This window comes from Herbaspirillum sp. WGmk3, from assembly GCF_023952535.1.
GTDB classification, from domain to species: Bacteria; Pseudomonadota; Gammaproteobacteria; order Burkholderiales; family Burkholderiaceae_D; genus Herbaspirillum; species Herbaspirillum huttiense.
Window position 1 is genome coordinate 1,257,807 of sequence record NZ_JAKYWT010000002.1, and the last position, 20,639, is coordinate 1,278,445.

General features: G+C 60.9%; 20 protein-coding genes and 1 pseudogene. 13 read left to right on the top strand and 8 right to left on the bottom strand.

Annotated features, from left to right (window positions below; all coding sequences use genetic code 11):
* Window positions 1-93: 93 nt before the first annotated feature.
* Both MKD49_RS11585 and MKD49_RS11590 read right to left on the bottom strand, forming a co-directional pair.
* Window positions 94-441 (bottom strand): hypothetical protein, encoded by a 348-nt coding sequence (locus tag MKD49_RS11585; RefSeq protein ID WP_034334487.1) that lies wholly within the window; start codon window positions 439-441, stop codon window positions 94-96.
* A gap of 124 nt (window positions 442-565) precedes the next feature.
* Window positions 566-1,411 carry a ferritin-like domain-containing protein gene (locus MKD49_RS11590; RefSeq protein WP_252696330.1) on the bottom strand — a complete coding sequence of 282 codons (846 nt, stop codon included), beginning with the start codon at window positions 1,409-1,411 and terminating at the stop codon, window positions 566-568.
* 163 nt (window positions 1,412-1,574) lie between these two features.
* Between MKD49_RS11590 and MKD49_RS11595 the strand changes: the two genes are divergently transcribed.
* The 4 genes from MKD49_RS11595 to MKD49_RS11610 all read left to right on the top strand — a co-directional run bounded on the left by MKD49_RS11595 (window position 1,575) and on the right by MKD49_RS11610 (window position 3,673).
* Window positions 1,575-2,099, top strand: a complete 525-nt coding sequence (locus MKD49_RS11595; RefSeq protein WP_252696331.1) for a gamma carbonic anhydrase family protein — start codon at window positions 1,575-1,577, stop codon at window positions 2,097-2,099.
* A 20-nt stretch (window positions 2,100-2,119) separates the two neighbouring features.
* Window positions 2,120-3,049: an Hsp33 family molecular chaperone HslO gene (gene hslO / locus MKD49_RS11600; RefSeq protein ID WP_121039106.1), complete on the top strand. Its 930-nt coding sequence runs from the start codon at window positions 2,120-2,122 to the stop codon at window positions 3,047-3,049.
* 105 nt (window positions 3,050-3,154) lie between these two features.
* A complete protein-coding gene (locus MKD49_RS11605) occupies window positions 3,155-3,355 on the top strand; it encodes a hypothetical protein (protein ID WP_252696332.1) in 201 nt (66 codons plus the stop codon).
* 9 nt (window positions 3,356-3,364) lie between these two features.
* Complete coding sequence (locus tag MKD49_RS11610) at window positions 3,365-3,673, top strand: type II toxin-antitoxin system RelE/ParE family toxin (RefSeq protein WP_252696333.1); 309 nt, start codon at window positions 3,365-3,367, stop codon at window positions 3,671-3,673.
* An 8-nt stretch (window positions 3,674-3,681) separates the two neighbouring features.
* On the opposite strand, the gene MKD49_RS11615 is transcribed toward MKD49_RS11610, so the two are convergent.
* Both MKD49_RS11615 and MKD49_RS11620 read right to left on the bottom strand, forming a co-directional pair.
* Window positions 3,682-4,404, bottom strand: coding sequence for a pseudouridine synthase (locus MKD49_RS11615; RefSeq protein WP_252696334.1), 723 nt, complete (start codon window positions 4,402-4,404; stop codon window positions 3,682-3,684).
* Window position 4,405: 1 nt separating this feature from the next.
* Window positions 4,406-5,233 carry an RNA methyltransferase gene (locus MKD49_RS11620; protein ID WP_034350140.1) on the bottom strand — a complete coding sequence of 276 codons (828 nt, stop codon included), beginning with the start codon at window positions 5,231-5,233 and terminating at the stop codon, window positions 4,406-4,408.
* A gap of 318 nt (window positions 5,234-5,551) precedes the next feature.
* Here MKD49_RS11620 and MKD49_RS11625 point away from each other — a divergent pair, with 318 nt between their 5' ends.
* From MKD49_RS11625 to MKD49_RS11645, 5 genes are all read left to right on the top strand, one after another.
* A complete protein-coding gene (locus MKD49_RS11625; RefSeq protein WP_252696335.1) occupies window positions 5,552-6,349 on the top strand; it encodes an inositol monophosphatase family protein in 798 nt (265 codons plus the stop codon).
* A 95-nt stretch (window positions 6,350-6,444) separates the two neighbouring features.
* Window positions 6,445-6,969, top strand: a complete 525-nt coding sequence (locus MKD49_RS11630; RefSeq protein ID WP_121039097.1) for a VOC family protein — start codon at window positions 6,445-6,447, stop codon at window positions 6,967-6,969.
* Window positions 6,970-6,999: 30 nt separating this feature from the next.
* A complete protein-coding gene (locus MKD49_RS11635; RefSeq protein WP_252696336.1) occupies window positions 7,000-7,755 on the top strand; it encodes an alpha/beta fold hydrolase in 756 nt (251 codons plus the stop codon).
* Window positions 7,756-7,927: 172 nt separating this feature from the next.
* Window positions 7,928-9,463 (top strand): DEAD/DEAH box helicase, encoded by a 1,536-nt coding sequence (locus tag MKD49_RS11640; RefSeq protein WP_252696337.1) that lies wholly within the window; start codon window positions 7,928-7,930, stop codon window positions 9,461-9,463.
* Between the two features lie 62 nt (window positions 9,464-9,525).
* Window positions 9,526-10,011 (top strand): GNAT family N-acetyltransferase, encoded by a 486-nt coding sequence (locus MKD49_RS11645; RefSeq protein ID WP_252696338.1) that lies wholly within the window; start codon window positions 9,526-9,528, stop codon window positions 10,009-10,011.
* A 99-nt stretch (window positions 10,012-10,110) separates the two neighbouring features.
* Here the strand turns inward: MKD49_RS11645 and MKD49_RS11650 are convergent.
* A pseudogene (locus MKD49_RS11650) lies at window positions 10,111-10,272 on the bottom strand (arginase family protein); the annotation flags it as partial.
* Between the two features lie 287 nt (window positions 10,273-10,559).
* On the opposite strand from MKD49_RS11650, the gene MKD49_RS11655 reads away from it, so the two are divergent.
* From MKD49_RS11655 to MKD49_RS11670, 4 genes are read left to right on the top strand one after another with little or no spacing between them, the layout of a single operon-like run.
* Complete coding sequence (locus MKD49_RS11655) at window positions 10,560-13,358, top strand: type VI secretion system Vgr family protein (RefSeq protein WP_252696339.1); 2,799 nt, start codon at window positions 10,560-10,562, stop codon at window positions 13,356-13,358.
* A 19-nt stretch (window positions 13,359-13,377) separates the two neighbouring features.
* Entirely contained in the window at window positions 13,378-15,702 is a 2,325-nt protein-coding gene (locus tag MKD49_RS11660) for a DUF3274 domain-containing protein (RefSeq protein ID WP_252696340.1), read from the top strand.
* On the top strand, window positions 15,699-17,372 hold the full coding sequence (locus MKD49_RS11665) for a DUF2875 family protein (RefSeq protein ID WP_252696341.1): 1,674 nt from the start codon (window positions 15,699-15,701) through the stop codon (window positions 17,370-17,372). Before MKD49_RS11660 ends, MKD49_RS11665 begins: the two co-directional genes overlap by 4 nt.
* Window positions 17,373-17,396: 24 nt before the next feature.
* Window positions 17,397-17,663, top strand: coding sequence for a PAAR domain-containing protein (locus MKD49_RS11670; RefSeq protein ID WP_034329955.1), 267 nt, complete (start codon window positions 17,397-17,399; stop codon window positions 17,661-17,663).
* Between the two features lie 237 nt (window positions 17,664-17,900).
* Here the strand turns inward: MKD49_RS11670 and MKD49_RS11675 are convergent, their stop codons facing one another.
* From MKD49_RS11675 to MKD49_RS11685, 3 genes are read right to left on the bottom strand one after another with little or no spacing between them, the layout of a single operon-like run.
* Complete coding sequence (locus MKD49_RS11675) at window positions 17,901-19,034, bottom strand: ABC transporter ATP-binding protein (RefSeq protein WP_034329957.1); 1,134 nt, start codon at window positions 19,032-19,034, stop codon at window positions 17,901-17,903.
* Window positions 19,031-19,681, bottom strand: a complete 651-nt coding sequence (locus MKD49_RS11680) for an ABC transporter permease (RefSeq protein WP_252696342.1) — start codon at window positions 19,679-19,681, stop codon at window positions 19,031-19,033. The genes MKD49_RS11675 and MKD49_RS11680 overlap by 4 nt, the downstream gene beginning before the upstream one ends.
* A 10-nt stretch (window positions 19,682-19,691) precedes the next feature.
* A complete protein-coding gene (locus MKD49_RS11685) occupies window positions 19,692-20,606 on the bottom strand; it encodes a glycine betaine ABC transporter substrate-binding protein (RefSeq protein WP_039786789.1) in 915 nt (304 codons plus the stop codon).
* Between the last annotated feature and the right edge of the window lie 33 nt (window positions 20,607-20,639).

Sequence of the window (20,639 nt, forward strand, 5' to 3'; positions counted from 1 at the left end):
ACACCGCAAAGCAAAATGCCGTCCCGGCACGAAGCGCGGGACGGCATCTCGGTGACAACGAGGACGCGCCCAGCGGCTGCCCCCTCAACGGACTTACTTCTTGGAAGCGTCCTGGATCTTCTGCCCGGCCTCTTCCACCTTTTCACCGGTCTTCTGCGCCAGATCCTTGGCACCTTCCTTGGTCTTTTCGTAGGCTTCCTTGGCGTCGGCCTTGGCCTTGTCCAGCGCGCCATCGAGCTTGGAGCCCGATTCAGCGGCCTGATCCTTGGTCTGGCCGGTCACTTCATCGAGCTTCTTGCCGGCATCCTGCACGGCACCGTCGATCTTCTTGCCCAGCGCTTCGGCCGGACCCGGTTCTTCCTTCTTCTGGCAGGCTGCCAGCAGGGTAATGGCGGCCACGCTCACAGCAACACCGGCCAGCAGTTTGGACATCTTGTTCATGTTCTCATCCTTTCCGTTCATATTTGACGATCCCGATCTGTCGGGATTCGAGGTGAAGATAGCACAGCAGCATGTGTCGGCCTGCCGCTGCCAAATTTGCTTACATTTCTTGCAAATACGTCGATCATCGCGAAACATCGCTGAACATCAGCATTTCCTCTTCTGAAAAACCCGCCGCGCGCCGCGCTTCCAGGTTAAAGGGGCCGCGCAAAGGCGGTGCGCGATGGCGCTGGCACAATTCGGCGAAAGTCGTCACCGGGTCCAGCTGGCGCTGCTCGCACAGCCAGTTGAACCAGCGATTGCCGATCAGCACATGGCCGACTTCGTCACGCATGATGATGTCCAGGATCCCGGCGGCCGCCAGGTCGCCCGCCTGCGCCAGCTTGGCGCGTACCGGCGGGGCGGCATCCAGCCCGCGCGCTTCCAGCGTGCGCGGGACCAGGGCGATGCGGGCCAGGACGTCATCCTTGGTGGACTCGGCCATGTCCCACAGGGCATTGTGGGCGGTGAAGTCCCCGTAGGCATGACCCAAGGTCTTCAGATGATCGGCCAGCAAGCTGAAGTGATAGGCTTCCTCATCGGCCACCTGCAGCCAGTCATCATAGAACTCGCGGGGCATGCCGGCGAAGCGCCAGACCGCATCCAGCGCCAGGTTGATGGCATTGAACTCGATATGCGCAAGCGCATGGATCAGCGCCGCCCTGCCCTCGGGCGTGCCCATGGAACGGTGCTTCACCTGCAGCGGAGAAACCAGCTCGGGCCGCGCCGGGCGGCCAGGAATGCCGCTGCCGCATTCGGCGGCGGCCAGGTCATCGGTTTCCAGCGCTAACTGACCGGCCTGCCAGGCGGCACGCAAGGCCCGCACGGAACTGCACTTGACGGCGGGATGCATTTCCTTCAGGCAAGACAACGCGGCGCTACGCACGTGGGTGAATGAAAAGACTTCATCTGGGGACGAGACGTGATCCAAGGAACTGACTTTCAGGGAAGGTAAAATACGCGGTTGAGGACGCTGGCTTTGCCACCATATGAAGATAAATGTCCAATCTTGCAATACAGGGACAAGGCAAGGACAAGGCAAACAAGCCCGGCACCATCCACCGACCAGCAGGTAACTAGGAGACAATTTTATTATGGCGATCTACCAATTGGCGCAGGACATTCCCGAGATCCACGAGACCGCCTTCGTGGCCGAGTCGTCCATGGTGGTGGGCAAGGTCAGGATGGAAGCCCATTCCAGTGTCTGGTTCAACGTCGCCATTCGTGGCGACAATGAACTCATCACCATTGGTGAGAACAGCAATGTGCAGGAAGGTGCGGTATTGCATACCGATCATGGCTATCCGATGGTGATCGGCAAGAACGTCACCGTGGGACACCAGGCCATGCTGCACGGCTGCACCATCGGCGAGGGCGCGCTGATCGGTATCCAGGCGGTGGTGCTCAATGGTGCCAGGATCGGCAAGAACTGCCTGGTCGGCGCGGGTGCCCTGGTGACCGAAGGCAAGGAGTTTCCCGACAACTCCCTGATCATCGGTGCGCCCGCCAAGGCGGTTCGCCAGTTGAGTGAAGAAGATATCGCGCGCATGCGGGCTGGCACCGACAGCTACGTGCAGCGCGCGCAACAGTTCAAGACCCAGCTCAAGCGCATTGCCTGAGCGGTCAAGCAAAGGAAACGATGAAAGACACGCTGCAAAAATTCCTGGTCGACAACGCGCCCGTTCGCGGCGAGCTGGTCGAGATTTCGGACACCTGGCGCCAGGTGCAAGCCCGCCGTGACTACCCGGTCGCGGTGCGCACGCTGCTGGGCGAGATGCTGGCGGCGTCCGCCCTGCTGTCGGCCAACCTGAAGTTCAACGGCATGATCGTCATGCAGATCCATGGCGATGGCCCGGTCAAGCTGCTGGTGGTCGAGTGCGACTCCGAGCTGCAACTGCGCGCTACCGCCAAGCTGGCCGATGATGCCGAGATCGCTGACGATGCAACGCTGACCGATCTGGTCAATGCCAATGGCAACGGCCGCTTCGTCATCACCCTCGACCCCAAGGACAAGCTGCCCGGCCAGCAAGCCTACCAGGGCGTGGTCCCGCTGGATGGCGAGAGCGTAGCCACCGTCATCGAGAATTACATGCTGCGCTCCGAACAGCTCGATACCAAGCTGTGGCTGGCAGCCGATGAAAAGGTCTCGCGCGGCCTGCTGCTGCAGAAGCTGCCGTCCATCGGCGGCAATGCGGCCCCAACCGTCAAGCCAGAAGGCGAGCTGGAAGACTGGAACCACATGGTCATGCTGGGCGACACCCTCAAGCGCGAAGAACTGCTTTCCACCGATATCGCCACGCTGATGCATCGGCTGTTCTGGGAACAGACCATCCGCGTCTTCGATCCGGTGCATCCGCAATTCCACTGCTCCTGCTCGCGCGAGAAGGTTGGCAACATGCTCAAGATGCTGGGCCAGGAAGAAGTGGCCGAAGCCTTGTCACAGATGGAAAAACTGGCCATCGACTGCGATTTCTGCGGCCAGCATTACGAGTTCGACGCGGTGGACTGCGCGCAGCTGTTCGTGGCCGATGTGGGTGGCGCGAGCGAGGCGAGCGACGCGCGGCATTGAATTGATGCGAGGGGATGGGCAGAAGAAATTCGGTAAAAACGGAAAGATCACCGTCACGGCAATCCTGGGCGAAAATTCGGCAATACCCAAGCCTATAATCGCCAGATGACTTCCACTCCCCGCCCCCTCGCCGACAAGTATCCCCAGGCCCGTGAAGCCGGCCCGTCTGCCCTCGGCCCGCAGACTCAAGAAGAGTACAGCCTTCTGGCACTGATCGAGGAAGGCCTGCAGGCGGGCCTTTCCATCGACATCGCCATCGACGACCTCGCCAGTCAACTGCGCGAGCGGATTCGCACCAAAGCTTGATGGTTGCGCATGCGCATCCGCCTGTCTCCGGTCGCCCAGCGCGACATCCTCTTCGTCTCCGATTATTACGCTGACTTCTCGCCGCACCTGGCAGAACGTTTCAACGAAGAGCTCACCCACACCCTGCACAACCTGACCCGGCAACCCGGCATGGGCTCACGACGCTATGCCCACCTGCTGCCGGATCGTTCGCTGCGGATGTGGCAGCTGGATCACTTCCCTTATCTTCTGTTTTATCGCGTGCAGGATGAAGTTTTCAGTCTTCTGCGGGTGCTGCACGAGCGGCGCACCATGTCAGCAGAAGCGCTGCGCCACTGAACTGTCGTTCACTCCGCATCCGGCACCAACAGCGCCATCTGCTCCGCATCCAGATAAGTCCACTCCCCTTCTTCCAGTTCCAGCGCCTCCAGCTGCAAGCCGCCGATGGCAGTGCGCCGCAAGGCACTGCAATGATTGCCGGCGGCGGCGAGCATGCGCTTGACCTGGTGATACTTGCCCTGCTCCAGCACGATTTCCAGCAGGTTCCCACCCAGTTGGCGGCAACGGGTCGCGGCCAGCGGTGCCGGCTCATCATGCAGTTGCACACCGGCCTTCAGTTGCGCGATCAAGGCCTCGGTCACCGGCTCGGCGGTGGTGGCGGCATACACCTTGGGCACGTGGCGCTTGGGCGAGGACTGCGCGTGAATGAAAGCACCATCATCCGACATCAACAGCAAGCCGGTCGTATCGTGATCCAGCCGGCCCACCGGCTGCACGTCGCGCCAGGTGAACTGTTCGGGCAGCAGCGTCAACACCCCCGGATGATGGCTGGGCTTGCGCGAGCATTCGATGTTCTGCGGCTTGTTGATGGCGATGTAGACGTGCTCGCGGTATTCCCACTCTTCCTCGAAGATGGTCAGCACCAGCCCGTTCGTATCGGGCGTGGCGCGGTAATCGTCCACCACCTCGCCGTTGATGACGACTTCACCATCCTCAATCAACTCGCGGCAATATTTGCGCGAACCAAAACCCTGCGATTGCAGGATGCGGTCCAGGGTCAGCTTGGCCATGTCAGCCTTCTCCTTGTTCGTTTTGTTCTTGCCGGCCGGCCTTGGCCTGCTTCGGTTCCAGGATCTGGCGGGCGATGCCGCGCAGGATGTTGACCTCTTCGGTCTCCAGCTGGGCGCGCGAAAACATGCGTTTCAAACGCGGCATCAGCTTCTTGGGATTGTCGGGATTGAGGAAATCGATGGCCACCAGCGCCTGCTCCAGATGCGCGAACATGCCCTCGATCTCGGCCACGCTGGCGCTCTGCCCATGGAAACCCACCTCGCCCGGCGCGCGTGCATCGCCGCTGGTCTGCATGGGGCCACCCTGCACTTCCAGCTCGGTCATGCGGCATTCATAAGCCAGCACCTGCACCGCCTGCGACAGGTTCAGCGAGGAATAGTCCGGATTGGCAGGGATATTGAGCAAGGCATTGCACTTCTGCACCACCTCATTGGGCAGGCCAAAACGTTCATTGCCGAACAAGAGGGCGGCATTCAAGCCGGTATCACGCGACAGCTGCCCCGCCAGCTCGCGCGGCGAGACCACCGGCGGCGAGAATTCGCGCAAACGGGCACTGACGGCAGCGGCGAAGTTGCATCCCTGCAACGCTTCTTCCACGCTGCCGACGATGCGTGCATTTTGCAACACATCCAGCGCACCACTGGCGAAGGCAATGGCTTCATCTTCCTTCACCGCGTCCGGAAAGCGCGGATTGACCAGCACCAGCTCCGAAAAGCCCATGGTCTTGATGGCCCGTGCGGCCGAGCCAATGTTGCCGGGACTGCTGGTATTGACCAGCACGAAACGCAAACGGCTGAAAAGAGATTGTCCTGACACTTGCTTGTTCATTTAAAATAGCGGGATTCGCGCCCCAGGATCAGATGTTGGCAAAACGCCAATATTGCAGCAAGGCTGTCAACCCAGGTCGACTTTGTTCGCCGACTTGACCGACGCCACTGCCCCTGGACTGCCTGGCAAACCCGCAAGCATAACAGCCACGGGCGGCGCAACGCTCATTAATTTCATCGTCGCACTGGTTTGACTGCCGGGTTTCGCCTGGCCAGCTGTTCCGCATGCTTGTCGCGGAAGGCTGGCTGGTCGGCCATGGCGACGATGAGCAACGCAGCCATCGTCTTCGGTGGCCGCAATTTTAACGGAACCATCGGAATGATCATCCCACCCATGCTCAATACGGCGATCAAGGCAGCCCGCCGCGCCGCTACCATCATCAACCGCGCGTCCTTCGACGTGTCGCTGCTGAAAGTGTCGAAGAAGTCGCACAACGACTTCGTCACCGAGGTGGACAAGGCAGCCGAGGATGCGATCATCGACGTGCTCAAGAACGCCTACCCCGACCACGCCATCCTGGCCGAGGAATCGGGTGCGTCCGACAACCTGCACGATGAAAACGAAAACGTCTGGATCATCGATCCCCTGGACGGCACCACCAACTTCATCCACGGTTTCCCGCAATACTGCGTCTCGATCGCCCTGCAGCAGCGCGGCATCATCACCCAGGCGGTGGTCTATGACCCGACCCGCAACGACCTCTTCACCGCCTTCAAGGGCGCAGGTGCGTACCTGAACGAAAAGCGCATCCGCGTGGGCAAGCGCGACAAGATCGCCGATGCACTGATCGGTACCGGCTTCCCCTTCCGCGACCTCGATGGCCTGAACGAATACGTCAAGATGTTCAAGGTCATGACCGAGCACAGCGCCGGCCTGCGCCGTCCGGGTGCCGCCGCCCTGGACCTGGCCTACGTCGCCGCCGGCCGCCTGGACGGCTTCTTCGAGAAGGGCCTGAAGCCCTGGGACATCGCCGCCGGCTCCCTGCTGGTGACCGAAGCGGGCGGTATCGTGGGCACCTTCAAGGGCGACTCCGACTACCTCTACAAGGGAGACGTCATCGCCGGCAGCCCGAAGATCTTCGCGCAGCAAGTGAACCTGCTGTCTGAATTCGCCTGATTCAGCCGGATCGTTTCTCCTGCATTAAACCGTCTCCTCATTGCGTCCGGCATTGCTGCTATAGTGCGGCTACCGGCGCAGACCGAGGAGACGACATGAACCTTCCTTCCCAGCAAGCCAGCGACGACCAGGCCACTTGCGCGTTGCCACCCGGCTACCACAGCGTCACCCCCTACCTGATCGTCAAGACATCCGCCGAGGCCATCGCCTTCTACCGGCGCGCGTTCGACGCGGCCGAGATCATGCGGCTCGACGGTCCGCACGGCAAGGTCTGGCATGCCGAGATCCAGATCGGCAATGCCCGCGTGATGCTGGCCGACGAACATCCCGAACTCGGTTTCCTCAGCCCCCAGACCCTGGGCGGTGCAGGCGTGAGCCTGCTGGTCTACGTGGCCGATGTCGATGCCGTCTTCACCCAGGCGCTGGCCGCAGGTGCAGTACAGCTGCGCCCCGTTCAGAACCAGTTCTACGGTGATCGCTCCGGCACGCTGCGCGATCCTTTTGGCCATGTATGGTCGATCGCCACGCATATCGAAGACCTCAGCAATGAAGAAATCTGCGCGCGCTCGCGCGAGATGCTGGCGCGCCGCTGCAAGAAGCTGGCCGACGAGAAGAACTGATCCAACCTGACCAACCCTGCACGCATACACATGGCCTTTGCCCTCAGCGACCACCGCAAGATCCACTACCAGATCGAGGGCAACGGCCCGCCCCTGCTCCTGCACCACGGTTTCACCAGCAGCCTGGAAGCCTGGCGCTTCTTCGGCTTCACGGAGGTGCTGCGCGAGCATTTCCAGGTCATCCTCTTCGACGCACTGGGCCACGGCCAAAGCGACAAGCCGCACGATCCCGCCGCCTATACCCAGGTACAGCGCTGCCGCGATGCGCTGTCGGTGCTCGATGCAGTGGGCGTGGAGCGCGCCCATTTCTTCGGTTATTCGCTGGGCGGCTGGGTCGGCTACGGCCTGGTGCGCCATGCGCCGCAGCGCCTGCGCAGCCTCATCCTGGGCGCAGCCCATCCCTATGAAGATCGCAGCTGGGACGGCTTCCACGGCATCGACGGACGCGATCCGGAAGCCTTCATCGCCACCTTCGAAGGCCTGCTCGACGAGCAGATCTCGCCGCAGGTGAAGATGCTCATCCGCGCCAACGACCTGGTGGCACTGGCCGCTGCCGCCCAGCAGCCGCGCCCCTCGCAGGAAGACCTGCTGACCCGCATGGACCTGCCCTGCCTGCTCTTCTGTGGCGATGCAGATGCGCGCCATGTTGCCGTCCAGCGCACGGCGTCGCTGTTGCCGCAGGGTGAATTCGTCAGCCTGCCGGGGGTAACGCACTTCGGCGGGCTGATGCAAAGTGCGCTGGTTTTGCCGCACGTGCTGCGCTTTTTGGCGCAGCAACAAGGATGAGCTGAGCCTCACGCTTCCTCAAAATAAATCCCTTGGTGCGCGGGCTGCGCTGTTATACTGCGGCCTGCGCGGCGTATAGCCAGTCAAGTCCGCGCCCTCCTCAAGTTCCAACCCGTTTGCCTGCGACTGGCGCCCTCACGGGGCCACAGGCCAAACCCAATTTCAGAGTCTCATGTCATTTTCCGCGCTCGGCTTGTCCGACGAAATCGTTCGTGCCGTTTCCGAACAAGGCTATACCTCCCCTACCCCGATTCAGGCTCAAGCCGTTCCCGCCGTACTTTCCGGTGGTGACCTTCTGGCCGGCGCCCAGACCGGCACCGGCAAGACCGCCGGCTTCACCCTGCCGCTGCTGCAACGCCTGTCGGCCATGCCGCGCCAGAAAATCAACGGCCACCTGCCCATCCGCGCGCTGATCCTGGCGCCCACCCGCGAACTGGCCGCCCAGGTCGAAGAAAGCGTGCGCCAGTACGGCAAGTATTTGCCGCTGACCTCCGCCTGCATCTTCGGCGGCGTCGGCATCAATCCGCAGATCACCCTGTTGAAGCGCGGCGTCGACATCCTGGTGGCCACCCCTGGCCGCCTGCTGGACCACATGCAGCAAGGCACCGTGAACCTGCAGCACATCCAGATCCTGGTGCTGGACGAAGCCGACCGCATGCTGGACATGGGCTTCATCCGCGACATCCGCAAGGTGCTGGCCGCCCTGCCGCCCAAGCGCCAGAACCTGCTGTTCTCGGCCACCTTCGCCGACGAAATCAAGAAGCTGGCCGACAGCCTGCTGAACAACCCGGCCCTGATCGAAGTGGCACGCCGCAATTCCACCGTGGAAGTGATCGCCCAGAAGATCCACCCGGTCGACCGCGACAAGAAGCACCCGATGCTGGCGCACCTGATCAAGACCCACCAGTGGAAGCAGGTGCTGGTCTTCACCCGCACCAAGCACGGCGCCAACAAGCTGGTCGAACAGCTGGCCCGCGACGGCATCACCGCCATGGCGATCCACGGCAACAAGAGCCAGTCGGCCCGCACCAAGGCCCTGGCCGAATTCAAGGACGGCAAGCTGACCGCCCTGATCGCCACCGACATCGCTGCCCGTGGCATCGACATCGACCAACTGCCGCACGTGGTCAACTATGACCTGCCCAACGTGCCGGAAGACTACGTCCACCGCATCGGCCGTACTGGCCGCGCTGGCGCCACCGGTGAAGCCGTGTCGCTGGTCTGCGTGGATGAACGCGACCTGCTGCACGACATCGAGCGCTTCATCAAGCGCGAAATCCCGGTGGAAGTGATCGCCGGTTTCGAACCGGACCCGACCGCCAAGCCGCAGCCGATCCAGCTGCGCAGCGGCCAGGGCCGTCACCAGAACGGTGGCGGACGCGGTGGCCAGCGCAGTGCCCCGCGCAAACCCGCCGGCAACGGCAATGCGGCGGCACCGAAGCCGGCTGGCGGCAACGCCGGCCATGGCCAGGCAGCCAAGCCGCGCGCGGCAGCCAATGGCAATGGCAACGGTAACGGCAATGCCGCCCGTGGCCAGGGTGGACGTGGCAATGGTGGCAACGCCGGCAACGGCGGCAACAATGCCAACCGCGCACCCAAGCCGGCCAATGCCAACGGCCAGCCGCGCAGTGCCGGTCAGCCGCAACGCCAGGGTGGTCCGCGTCCGTCGGCCCTGACCCATGGCGGCCAGCGCGCAGCCGGCAAGTAAGCAGGCTTCAAGCCGCTTTCCGGGCAGCATCGTTCGTCGTCCATCACAAGAAAAGGAAAGACATGAGTGTGACCGTCATCAAGGCCGACCTCGGCAACGCTGCCCACGCGGCAGCGCTGTTCGAGACCCTCAATGCCTACGCTTCCGACGCCATGGGCGGCGGCAAGCAGCTCTCCGGCTACGTGCGCGAGAACCTGGCCGCCGAGCTGAAGAAACGTCCCACTGCCCATGTCTTCCTGGCCTTCGATGGTGAAACGCCAGCAGGCCTGGCGACCTGCATCGAAGGTTTCTCGACCTTCGCCTGCAAGCCGCTGCTGAACCTGCATGACCTGGCCGTGATGCCTGCCTATCGCGGTCAGGGCGTGGCCAAGCTGCTGCTGGCGGCGGTCGAGGACCAAGCCCGCCAGCTGGGCTGCTGCAAGCTCACGCTGGAAGTCCTGGAAGGCAATGCCGTGGCGCGTTCGCTGTATCGCGCCTGTGGCTTCGAGGGTTACGAACTCAAAGCCGAAACTGGCAAGGCCATGTTCATGCACAAGCCGCTGGTCTGAACACTGCCCGCCTGATTGCCTCAAAAAAATGCCCGCATCAACCGATGCGGGCATTTTGCTTTTTGGCCTGAAACTTCACATCCCATCCACCCTGCTGACTCAGGCGCGGTATTTCACGCCCGGCAGGATGCACAACATTTCATAGGCCAGATTAGCGGCCACCAGTGCGGTGGTCGCGGCCTGGTCATAGGGCGGCGACACCTCGACCACGTCGGCCGGGACGATGTCGAGCCCCTTGCAGCCACGGATGATCTCCAGCCCAAGCCCATGGATATCGCCGGGCAGACAAGCCTGCACCACCCGCTCGGGATCCAGCAAACTTTGTTCGCACGCACGCCGAAAAGACATTCTGTGCACGACCCAAGTAAAAATTTCAGTCAGCACACATCCGAAGTGAAACCTTCTTCAGATTCCCATGGTCTGATAAGCGACCTTTGATGAGCTTTGTGCAACATCGTTCGTCCCTCGCGTCAAAAAATTAAAACTATTGCAATTGGGAGCGCCACCATGGCGACATCATTCATTCCCGCGTCGACCGGAGCCGCGCCATGAATCTGGCCGACGCATTGCAGGCATTTGCCTCCTCCTCCCTGAACCAGAGCAACCGGGCCATCCGGCTGCACTGGGGCAAGGCGCAAAGCACGCTGGAACAGGTGCTGGTCGTACAGCGGATCGACATCCGGGAAGGCCTCTACACGGGCATCGAAGGACACCTGACCTGCCTGTCCACCCGCTCCGACCTCCCCCTTAAAACCTTCCTCGGCCTGCCGGTGGCGGTGCGGCTGGTCACGGATCGCGGTGCCCTGCACGAGATCTGCGGCCTCATCACCGATGCCCGGGCCGGGCAATCCGACGGTTCGCTGGCGACCTATCAGCTGACGATCCGCGATGCCTTGTCCGTCCTGGAGAGGCGGGTCAACACCCGCATCTTCCGCAGCAAGAGCGTGCCGGACATCATCGACACCCTGCTCAAGGAATGGCAAACCCGAAGCCCGGCGCTGGCCCGCGCGTTTGATTTCGACCTGGCCGCCATGGATCGCAGCCGCTATCCCCAGCGCGAGATGACGCTGCAGTTCAACGAATCCGATGCCGACTTCATTCGCCGCCTGTGCCGCCGCGAAGGCATTGCCTGGTTCACGGCCGCCGGCAAGCGCGCTCAGGAGGCGGCCTCATCCGGCGATGCCGGATTGCCGATCCACACGTTGGTCTTCTGCGACGATCCGATGAAACTGCCCCAGGCCAGCGCCGGCATCGTGCGTTATCACCGCGAGGCCGCAACGGAAGAGCGCGACGGCATCACGCTGTGGTCGGCCTCGCAACACATCGTCTCCGGCAGCGTCCAGCGCGCCAGTGCCGACTACAAGCACGGCGCGATGGATCAGTCCTCGCAGGTCAGCATCCTCGACCAGGGAGAGGCCGGCAATGACCTGGCCCAGCTGCTGTCTGACAGCTTCATCGACGTGCCCCATGCGGCCGACTCCAGCGACGACTACCAGCGTCTGGCCACCGCCCGGATGCTGTCGCACGAACTGCGCGCGGCCAGCGTCGAGGGCAGCAGCGGCGTGCGTGACCTGGCCGTGGGCCGCTGGTTCGAGCTGACGGGCCACCCGGACGTCAGTCAACTGCCGCCAGAACAACGCCAGTTCATGGTCACGCGCCTGCATCATCGCGGCCAGAACAACCTGCCCAAGGCGCTCAACGAACGGGCGCAGCTCCTCTTCGACAGCAGCCGCTGGAGCAGCGGCCTGCCCGATCTCATCACGCAGTCGGCCACCTCCGCCACGGAAGAGACCCGTTATCAAAACAGCTTCAGCTGCGTGCGGCGCGGCGTTGCCCTCACGCCGACCTATGATCCGCGCATCGACCTGCCGCGCGTTCATCCGATGACAGCACGGGTGGTCGGTCCGAAAAACGAAGAGGTGCATTGCGACGAACTCGGCCGCATCAAGGTCCAGTTGCTGGGCCTCAATCCTGAGGATCACGCGCACGCCCAGGGCGCGGGCACCAGCGGCACCGATGCCGACAGTGCCTATGTGCGCGTGAGCAGCAGCTGGGCCGGCAATGGCTATGGCCACGACACTTTGCCGCGTGTGGGCATGGAGGTTGCGCTGGATTTCCTCAACGGCGATCCGGACAAGATGTTCGTCACCGGCGTGCTGCACAACGGACCGAACAAGCCGGCCACCTTCAGCCATGCGGGCGGCTTGCCGGGCAATCGGTTTTTGTCGGGGATGAAGACCAAGGAGATCCAGGCCAACCGCTACAACCAGTTGCGCTTTGACGATACGCCCGGCCAGATCAGCAGCCAGCTGGCCAGCGAACATGCGGCCAGCGAACTGAACCTGGGCTACCTGACCCAGCCGCGCACGGACGGCAACGGCCAGGCGCGCGGCGAAGGGGCCGAGCTGCGCACCGACGCCGCCGCCTCTCTGCGTGCCGCGCAGGGCATCCTGCTGACCACCTATGCGCGCAACAAGGCGGCGGGGCAGATGCTGGATCGCGACGAACTCAACGAACTGCTCGGCCAATGCACCGAACTCTTCAAGTCCTTGGGTGACTATGCCGGCCAGCACGGCGGCCAGGCGGCCGACAGTGGCGGCCAGAGTGCGCTGGCGGGAGCCTTCCGGAACTGGGATGCGGGCAGCACCAGTGGCGGACAGGACAGCGCCGCCTCTGCCCCTTCTGCCGCGCACGCCATCATGGCCTTCGGCGCGGCGACGGGTTCGGTGGCGGTGACGCCCAAGACGCAGCTGAACTATGCCGGCGAGAACATCGACCAGATCGCGCAACAGCATCTGCAACTGATGAGCGGCCAGCGCTTCAACGCCACGGCGGGCCAGGGGATGCAGCTGTTTTCTCGTGGCACCGGCATCCAGGCAATTGCGGGCGAAGGGCCGGTGCTGCTGCAGGCGCAGAACGCCGCGCTGACTGCCAATGCGCAGAAAGGCGTGAAGATCAGCACCAACGAAAACGAAGTCCTGATCACCGCGCCGACCATCCGCCTGGTGGCGGAAGATGGCAGCTACATCAAGATCGGTGGCGGCGTGACCATGGGGACCCAGGGCGACATCAAGCTGCTGTCGGCGTCCCATCAGTGGGGCGGTCCGTCGACGCAGCAGGCGGCCAAGACCAGTTTCAGCAATGCGCCGACGGATCAGCGGTTCCGTTTGCATTATCCGGGTGAGTCCGCCGAGACCGCGCCTGCTGCGGCCAATCAGTCGTACCGCATTACGCTGGACGATGGCCGGGTGATCGAGGGCAAGAGCGATGCGAACGGGCTGACTGAATTGGTCAAGGATGATGCCATGCGCATACTCAAGATCGATATTTTGAAACCTGCGTTATAAAAAGGAACAAGGAATCATCATGGGCGATAGCAACGATGCCAACCATGTCGCTGCCAGCGGTGCAGCGGTCTCCCACGCCAACCGGTGCAGTGACCGGCCGATAGAAGTGCCGGCCGACCTGCCGGGGATTGTTATCTTCATTCATGGGGTCAATGATCCGGGGGCGGTGTATTCCTTTGTTGAGGAAGGGCTTTGTCAGGGGCTTAATGAGAGATTGGATCGGCGGGATTTGAAGGCGGGGAGTTATGGAGAAAGCTATAAAAATCTCAAACAAAAAAAAGATCCAAATGTGGTCGAAGCAAAGATCTTGTCAGATCCAGACACGTACCTGTACGAACGCAAGGAAATTACTGGGAATACCAAAAGCATCTTCATCCCCTTCTACTGGGGCTACCGCGCGCACAACGATGAAATCGCGCGCTTCGACTCAAAAGGAAAGAGCAATACCGATGAAGTAAAGGGCGGCGTTGACGACGGCCGCGGCTTTCAGACGATCCGTGGTCAATATCAGGACCTCCATGGGAACCGACTTGACCAACATTTTGGTAAAGCTGGTGGCTTCTTTGCAAATGCCACGAACAATATTCCCGATATGTATGGAAAAGGTTTCCGCCCTGACTGGGTCACCAACCGCGTGACCAAGAACAGCCTGGGTGGACCTTCGCTTTATGCCGCTGCCGCACCGGACCGACGCTACTTCATTCTGGCCGCGACGCGCCTCGCGCACCTGATCAGTACGATACGTTCCGTCGAGCCCTCTGCTCTTGCGGATGCACATGGGATGAAACCAGCAAATGAGACGATCACTGTCATGGGTCACAGCCAAGGCACGATCCTGACCCTGCTGGCCCAGGCCATTTTGAAAGAGAATGGCAAGCGCTGTGTGGATTGCATCATCATGGTCGATAGCCCCTATAGCCTGTACGAGACCAGCGATTGCAACCAAACCGGTCACGCCAAGCTGCAGACCTTGATCAACATCGTCAACGCGGTTACTGCCGACGCTTACGATATTAACGATCTGGCGGATCTGATGATCGATCACTGCAATAGTCGTGGGCGCGCCGGTGCAAAGTGGAGCCAGAACAAAGGCCAGCGACTGGACAAGAGCGGGAAGCAGTGGATCACCTTTGACGAGCGCGACAACCGGGGCAAGGTCTACCTCTACTTCTGCCCGGAAGATACGGTAGTGGGCCTGAGAAGTGTGCGAGGCATTGGGACTTTCGGCGTCCCTGATGAAGTCCCAGCAGATGGCCAAGCTGCAAAAACATCTGACTCGATGGAAGCCATGAAGCGCTTGGAGAAGCTGCGATTCTTCCAGAGAATGTGGACTCGCATGGAACGCCCTGATCCCGTCACCGGGAAATGGAAGAAAGTTCTTGTCGGCAACGCTGTTGGACGTTTCCCGGTGCGGGATCAATTCGAGCGGTTGACGCCCGGCCCCGATGGGGGAGCGGCCAATTTCGCCATCAGTGCAGCGCTGCAAAAAGATTTCAAACGAGAAGACATTCGCTATATCAACGGCGAAGTATTGAAACCACCGTGCGAACCTGACCTATACGGCGGGGAGGTGAAGGGCATGACTGGAGGCCCCAGACCGGGGCATTCCGACCAAGCAGGAAAGATCGTTCCGGACGACGTCTCCAAAAATGTCATGCTGGGAAACCAATACGCCAGCTTCAATTGGGTGACGTTTGAACGAACAGTGAATCCCTTTTACGATCTGGAGAAAACAAAGGCGACTTTCAATGCCGGCAAACCACTGGACGAGCAATCACAGAACTGGCGCATCAGGCCAGGTCTTCCGCTTCCGCTTCCCGGAGCAGGCGCAGCGTTCTACATCGTGGAGCACGAAGAGACCCCCGCGCACGCGCGACAACGTATGGCAACTGACAAAGAGGCCTACGAAGATAACAACTATCACTCTGGAATTTTGCACGCCACCGAAAATCACCGCTGGGTCACTGCTATGGACGTCGCGATCAGACAGGCTGTAACGCTGGATGATCCGGTTTGGCGTGATCTTTTCATACGGATTGCGGATTGGAAGATGGATACAAGGGCTTTCATCAAAATTACGCAGAACAAAGCCTTCACCGACCGGCTGTCGCAGCAAGACAGAGATTTTATTAAAGCATGTGCTGATTACTATCAGACAGGCACGTTTCCTGGAGAGCAATTTGTTTCGATGACTATGCCATCGACGGACTTAGTCAGAAGTGAATTAACCGCCAAGGCGTCTCAAGCCGTTAAGGATAAAGAAGCTCAAGAGCGAATGATGGAGATGCGCTTTTATCAAGATCAAGTCAGCAAGAATTTTTACCAGCTGGGTAACATACGATGAAACCCCGTATCTGGCCCTATGTGGCGATATTTCTGGTCGGAGCAGCTTTGTGGACCGGATACATCATGAACGAGGATTACCGTTATTGGCAGTCAACAGGACAGGAGGCAGTAGATATGGGAAGCGGTATTCGAAACGGCGTATTAGCCGCGCTCACAATTGCGGTTTTGGCTTATGCGGGAAGTTGGTTTTGGATGCATCGATCTTCGAGTGCGGCGGAAGGGACGCCTGCGCAGCAGCGGGCGGCAGCGACACGTCCGCAATCGCCCACTTCAGGTGAACAAGGGATACTCGAACAAACGGGGAAAAAGTTCGTGCTCGAGGTACGCGGCATGGGTGTCGTCGTTGGACAAGATACAGATGAGGAAATATGGCGAATGCTTGAAAAGAAGGCAGACAACCACCAGAGCTATCGGTCTCAAAATCCAGAAGATTACACAAATAGTGCCGATGAACGCTTATCGATGTTTGGCACGGTAACGAGTGTCTCGTTTGGTCGAGGCGCGCGCCATGCAGTGGATCAGTGGCCTCTTCCCGTGATTATCTGGTACCCCCCAAAATCAAAGCAAACATCTCGCCCTGCCGGAGACCTCGCTGGTCTACGTCAGCAAGCAGGCCTAGGTGTAACGCTACTGTTATGGCAGGAGGATGCCAACACCTATGACGGTGCAGCCATGATTGAAAAGCTGTTCGCCTTCTTCGATACTCACCCCGACGTGCCAACAGCGCTCATGTTTAGTACGGACGGCTCAATGATGCGCTCCCTGATGCAAACACCGGGCAACGTAGATACCCCAGCAGTAGGCCATGTCATTCCCGCCATGCCAGACAGTGTCGCCGCCTTCCTTGTGACCCGGTCTGATAGGGTCGATAAATTGATCAGGCCATTCGCCGTGCAGCAGCGATCAAACATCAACAAGAACGACACCGAATACGACATCGTCAAATTGTGGAATTTCTTTTGGAAGAAAAATGATGACCGCAGCCCGGATAGTTTCAACACCCTCTACGACAAGCAGGAAAAAGCGGCAGGAGTAGGTACACCATCTCCGGGCGTCATGATGTCCTCAACCTGGTGGCAAGCCCAACTCCCTGAGCTTTGGAAAACCATCAGCAACCAAGGCCCGGGCGATTTCAAGCCAACACCTTATATACCGGTGCGATGGACTGATTGGCAGCTGAAGCAATACGACAGCGCCCCCCTGCTCGGCTATCTGCATCGCCCAGTCGACGTAAAACTCACCGACGACAAAGGCCAACCGCTGAAAACCGCCCTGCAAGCAGCCGCCCTGAAAGCCGGCTGGGAAGCCGCCATTGCCGGACTGCCTGAATCCACAGAACCCAAACGCGTCTTCTACGACACCACCGGCAACAAGCAATGGGTCATCCCGCTGAACCAGGCACTGATGCAAATGGGTACCTCCGCTCCGCATCCAGACGAGGTCAAGGAAGGCTACGACATCGGCGCACGCATCGGCAACACCGGCACCAGTTCACCCATGGTGCAGATCGGTCTCGGCCTGATCGCCAGCTATCACCAGGGCGGTGCCAGTGCGACGGTAAACCGCCGCCCGAACGGCATGGCCAGCATCATCATGGTCAGCCCGCCGGATGAAGCCACCAAAGCTACGTGGGCCAAGACGCACAGTGGCCGGAGCCCCTTTGAATGACCTCACCCCACAAGGACCACTGACATGCGCGGCATCATTCGTCTCGGCGATTCCACCAGCCACGGCGGCAAGGTCGTCACCGGACAAGACAAATCCATCGTCATGGGACGCGCCGTCGCCTGCGTCGGCGATCACTGCAGCTGCCCGATCTCCGGCCATCACGATTGCGTCATCGTGGAAGGCGATCCCAACGTGCTGATCGACGGCAAGGCCGTCGCCTTCGAGGGCCACAAGACCTCCTGCGGGGCCTCGCTGATCTCCAGCATGGAGTCGTCAGGACGAACCGCGTAAATCATTTCGCATCGGCCCGCATCCCGCAGGCCAGACTGCATTGTCGGAGTCGCACATCTTGAGCGAGAATGAGCGCCGGCAAGCCTTCCTCGACGATCTGCAGCAGGCACAATAAAAAAGGGCAATGCCTGCGCATTGCCCTTCTGCTTTACTACTGTCCTGCTGTCCTGCTGCCTTGATGTCCTGCTTTGCGTTTTTGCCGTTTGCTTCACATCGGCAATCGCATCAATCGGGCCATCAAGCCGCCATCGCCATCCCGCGCGACTTGCCGGAGCTCAGGTAGCTGGCGATGGAATCCTGCGTCACTTCGCCCACGTAGCTGCCATCGTTGGCAATGACCGGCATCCAGCTGGTGCTGTGCTTGTACATCTTGGAGAGCACCACGCGCAGGTTCTCGTCCGGATCGGCATTCATGGTGAAGGGACGCACCATGTCCTCGGCCACGCCGGTGTTGCCGCGCACATCACGGCGGGTCAGATAACCCAAGGCGCGGTTGTCGGCATCGATGATGGTGAGATAGCGCGAATCCTGGTCATCCATCAGCGCCAGCGCCTGGTCGCACGATACGTCCGGGTGGGCGGTGGCCGGGGTGGTCGCGGCCTCGCCGGCACGCACCAGCAGCAGGCGCTTCAGGGTGTGATCCTGACCCACGAAGGCGCTCACGAAATCATCCTTGGGACGGGCCAGCAAGGTGTCCGGATTGTCGAACTGCACCAGCTTGCCGGCGCGGAACACGGCCACCTTGTCGCCCAGCTTGATGGCTTCGTCGATGTCGTGGCTGACCATGATGACGGTCTTGTTCAGCTGGCGCTGCATCTGGAAGAACTCGTTCTGGATCGATTCGCGATTGATCGGATCGACCGCGCCAAACGGTTCATCCATCAGCAGCACCGGCGCATCGGCCGCCAGTGCGCGGATGACGCCGATACGCTGCTGCTGGCCACCGGACAATTCACGCGGATAGCGCTTGAGGAATTTCTTCGGGTCCAGTGCCACCATGGCCATCAGTTCGGTGGCACGCTCCTGGCAGCGCTTCTTGTCCCAGCCCAGGAGGCGCGGGACGATGGTGATGTTTTCTTCGATGGTCATGTTGGGGAACAGACCGATCTGCTGGATCACGTAGCCGATATGGCGGCGCAGTTCCACTTCATCGATGCCGGAGGTGTCCTGGCCGTTGAGCAGTACGCGGCCGGAGGTCGGGTTGATCAGGCGATTGATCATCTTGAGGGTGGTGGTCTTGCCACATCCCGAGGGGCCGAGGAAGACGCAGATCTCCCCTTCCGCCACCTTCAGGCTGACGGCGTCCACCGCCTTGACCTGCGTGCCATCCTTTTGAGTGTAGGTCTTGCTCAGTTGGTCCAGTTCGATCATTTTTGTACTCCTTTCGGTGTCAGGATTTTCTGCAGACGTTGCAGCAGGGTGTCCGCAATGATGGCCAGCACGCTGATCATCACCGCGCCCACCACGAGTTTTTGCATGTTGCTCTGGCTGATCGCATGCAGGATCAGCACGCCCAGCCCACCAGCACCAATCACGGCCGCAATGGCCATGACGCCGATGTTCATCACGACGGCGGTACGCACGCCGCCCAGGATGACAGGCACGGCCAGCGGCAGGTCCACCATGCGCAGGCGCTGCCAGAAGGTCATGCCGATGCCGATGCCGGCTTCCTTGATGCCGGCTTCAATGTTCTCCAGCGCCAGATAAGTGTTGCGCATGATCGGCAGCAGCGAATACAGGAACACGGCGGTGATGGCGGGCAAGGGGCCGATGCCGGCACCGAATTGCGAGAACACCGGAATCATCAGGCCGAACAGTGCGATGGAAGGCAGCGTCAGCACGATGGTCGCCAGCCCCATCAACGGACCGGCCAGCCAGCGCACCCGCACGATCAGGATGCCCAGCGGTACGCCGATGGCAATGGCCAGGCTCACCGCAATGCCCACCAGTTCAAGGTGCTGCAGGGTCAGGTCGATGATGTTGCGCCAGTCCGATTGCAGGTATTGGAAGATGTTCATGGTCCCCTCCTCAGATCAGGCCGGCTTGCTTCAGGAAATCGGCCGCCACCTTGGCCACCGGTTCCTGGTCGATGTCGACGCGCTTGTTCAGCTCGGTCATGGTCGCCGTGTCGATCTTGGCGGCCAGGGCGTTCAGTTGCTCGGCCAGCTTGGGATTCTTGTCCAGGATCTCCTGGCGCACCACCGGGGTGGCCTTGTAGGCGGCAAAGTAGCCCTTGTCATCCTCCAGCAGCTGCAGGTCGAAACCCTTGATGCGGCCATCCGAGGCGTAGGTCAGGCCGACGAACAATTGTTCGTTCTTCAGGGCCGTGTAGACCAGACCCGGGTCCATCTGCTTGACTTCGCTGCGATCCAGCTTGAAGCCATACAGCGCCTGCATCGGGCCCAGGCCGTCGGGACGGGAAGCGAATTCATAGTCCACGCCCAGAAGGTGCTGCTTGTTGCCTTCCTTGTCGTCTTCGTTGATGCGGTTGGCGAGGTCCTGCAGCGAGTGGATGTGGTACTTCTCGGCCACGTCACGCGGCATGGCGAAGGCGTAGGTGTTGTTCAGCTCCGACTGGTTGAGCCAGGTCAGGCCGCGCGGGGCGTCCAGTTCCTTGACCTTCTGGTAGATCTGGTCGGGATCGAGCTTGTCCTCGATGTGGTTGTAGACGATCAGGGCGGTGCCGGTGTAATCCCAGACGATGTCGATCTGGCCGCTCTCCAGCGCCGAGCGCATCAGGGTCGTGCCGAGGCCGTTCTTCAGGTCGGTGTCGTAACCCTTGGCGCGCAGGTATTGCGCGGTCATGTCCGAGAGCAGCAGCTGCTCGGTGAAGTTCTTGCCGCCGATGACCAGGTTCTGGGCCTGAGCGCGGGCCGTGCCGAACATGGCCAGGCCAAGCGCCAGGGCGCACAGGGCATATTTTGCGATGGTCTTCTTTGTCATGCTTTCCTCTCTACCGCTGTGCCGGAAACTGCT

What these genes read in the sequence shown, in the direction of transcription:
- MKD49_RS11585 (WP_034334487.1), bottom strand. Translation starts at nt 441, where the DNA reads ATGAACAAGATGTCCAAACTGCTGGCCGGTGTTGCTGTGAGCGTGGCC.
- MKD49_RS11595 (WP_252696331.1), top strand. Translation starts at nt 1,575, where the DNA reads ATGGCGATCTACCAATTGGCGCAGGACATTCCCGAGATCCACGAGACC.
- hslO (WP_121039106.1), top strand. Translation starts at nt 2,120, where the DNA reads ATGAAAGACACGCTGCAAAAATTCCTGGTCGACAACGCGCCCGTTCGC.
- MKD49_RS11605 (WP_252696332.1), top strand. Translation starts at nt 3,155, where the DNA reads ATGACTTCCACTCCCCGCCCCCTCGCCGACAAGTATCCCCAGGCCCGT.
- MKD49_RS11610 (WP_252696333.1), top strand. Translation starts at nt 3,365, where the DNA reads ATGCGCATCCGCCTGTCTCCGGTCGCCCAGCGCGACATCCTCTTCGTC.
- MKD49_RS11615 (WP_252696334.1), bottom strand. Translation starts at nt 4,404, where the DNA reads ATGGCCAAGCTGACCCTGGACCGCATCCTGCAATCGCAGGGTTTTGGT.
- MKD49_RS11620 (WP_034350140.1), bottom strand. Translation starts at nt 5,233, where the DNA reads ATGAACAAGCAAGTGTCAGGACAATCTCTTTTCAGCCGTTTGCGTTTC.
- MKD49_RS11625 (WP_252696335.1), top strand. Translation starts at nt 5,552, where the DNA reads ATGATCATCCCACCCATGCTCAATACGGCGATCAAGGCAGCCCGCCGC.
- MKD49_RS11630 (WP_121039097.1), top strand. Translation starts at nt 6,445, where the DNA reads ATGAACCTTCCTTCCCAGCAAGCCAGCGACGACCAGGCCACTTGCGCG.
- MKD49_RS11635 (WP_252696336.1), top strand. Translation starts at nt 7,000, where the DNA reads ATGGCCTTTGCCCTCAGCGACCACCGCAAGATCCACTACCAGATCGAG.
- MKD49_RS11640 (WP_252696337.1), top strand. Translation starts at nt 7,928, where the DNA reads ATGTCATTTTCCGCGCTCGGCTTGTCCGACGAAATCGTTCGTGCCGTT.
- MKD49_RS11645 (WP_252696338.1), top strand. Translation starts at nt 9,526, where the DNA reads ATGAGTGTGACCGTCATCAAGGCCGACCTCGGCAACGCTGCCCACGCG.
- MKD49_RS11655 (WP_252696339.1), top strand. Translation starts at nt 10,560, where the DNA reads ATGAATCTGGCCGACGCATTGCAGGCATTTGCCTCCTCCTCCCTGAAC.
- MKD49_RS11660 (WP_252696340.1), top strand. Translation starts at nt 13,378, where the DNA reads ATGGGCGATAGCAACGATGCCAACCATGTCGCTGCCAGCGGTGCAGCG.
- MKD49_RS11665 (WP_252696341.1), top strand. Translation starts at nt 15,699, where the DNA reads ATGAAACCCCGTATCTGGCCCTATGTGGCGATATTTCTGGTCGGAGCA.
- MKD49_RS11670 (WP_034329955.1), top strand. Translation starts at nt 17,397, where the DNA reads ATGCGCGGCATCATTCGTCTCGGCGATTCCACCAGCCACGGCGGCAAG.
- MKD49_RS11675 (WP_034329957.1), bottom strand. Translation starts at nt 19,034, where the DNA reads ATGATCGAACTGGACCAACTGAGCAAGACCTACACTCAAAAGGATGGC.
- MKD49_RS11680 (WP_252696342.1), bottom strand. Translation starts at nt 19,681, where the DNA reads ATGAACATCTTCCAATACCTGCAATCGGACTGGCGCAACATCATCGAC.
- MKD49_RS11685 (WP_039786789.1), bottom strand. Translation starts at nt 20,606, where the DNA reads ATGACAAAGAAGACCATCGCAAAATATGCCCTGTGCGCCCTGGCGCTT.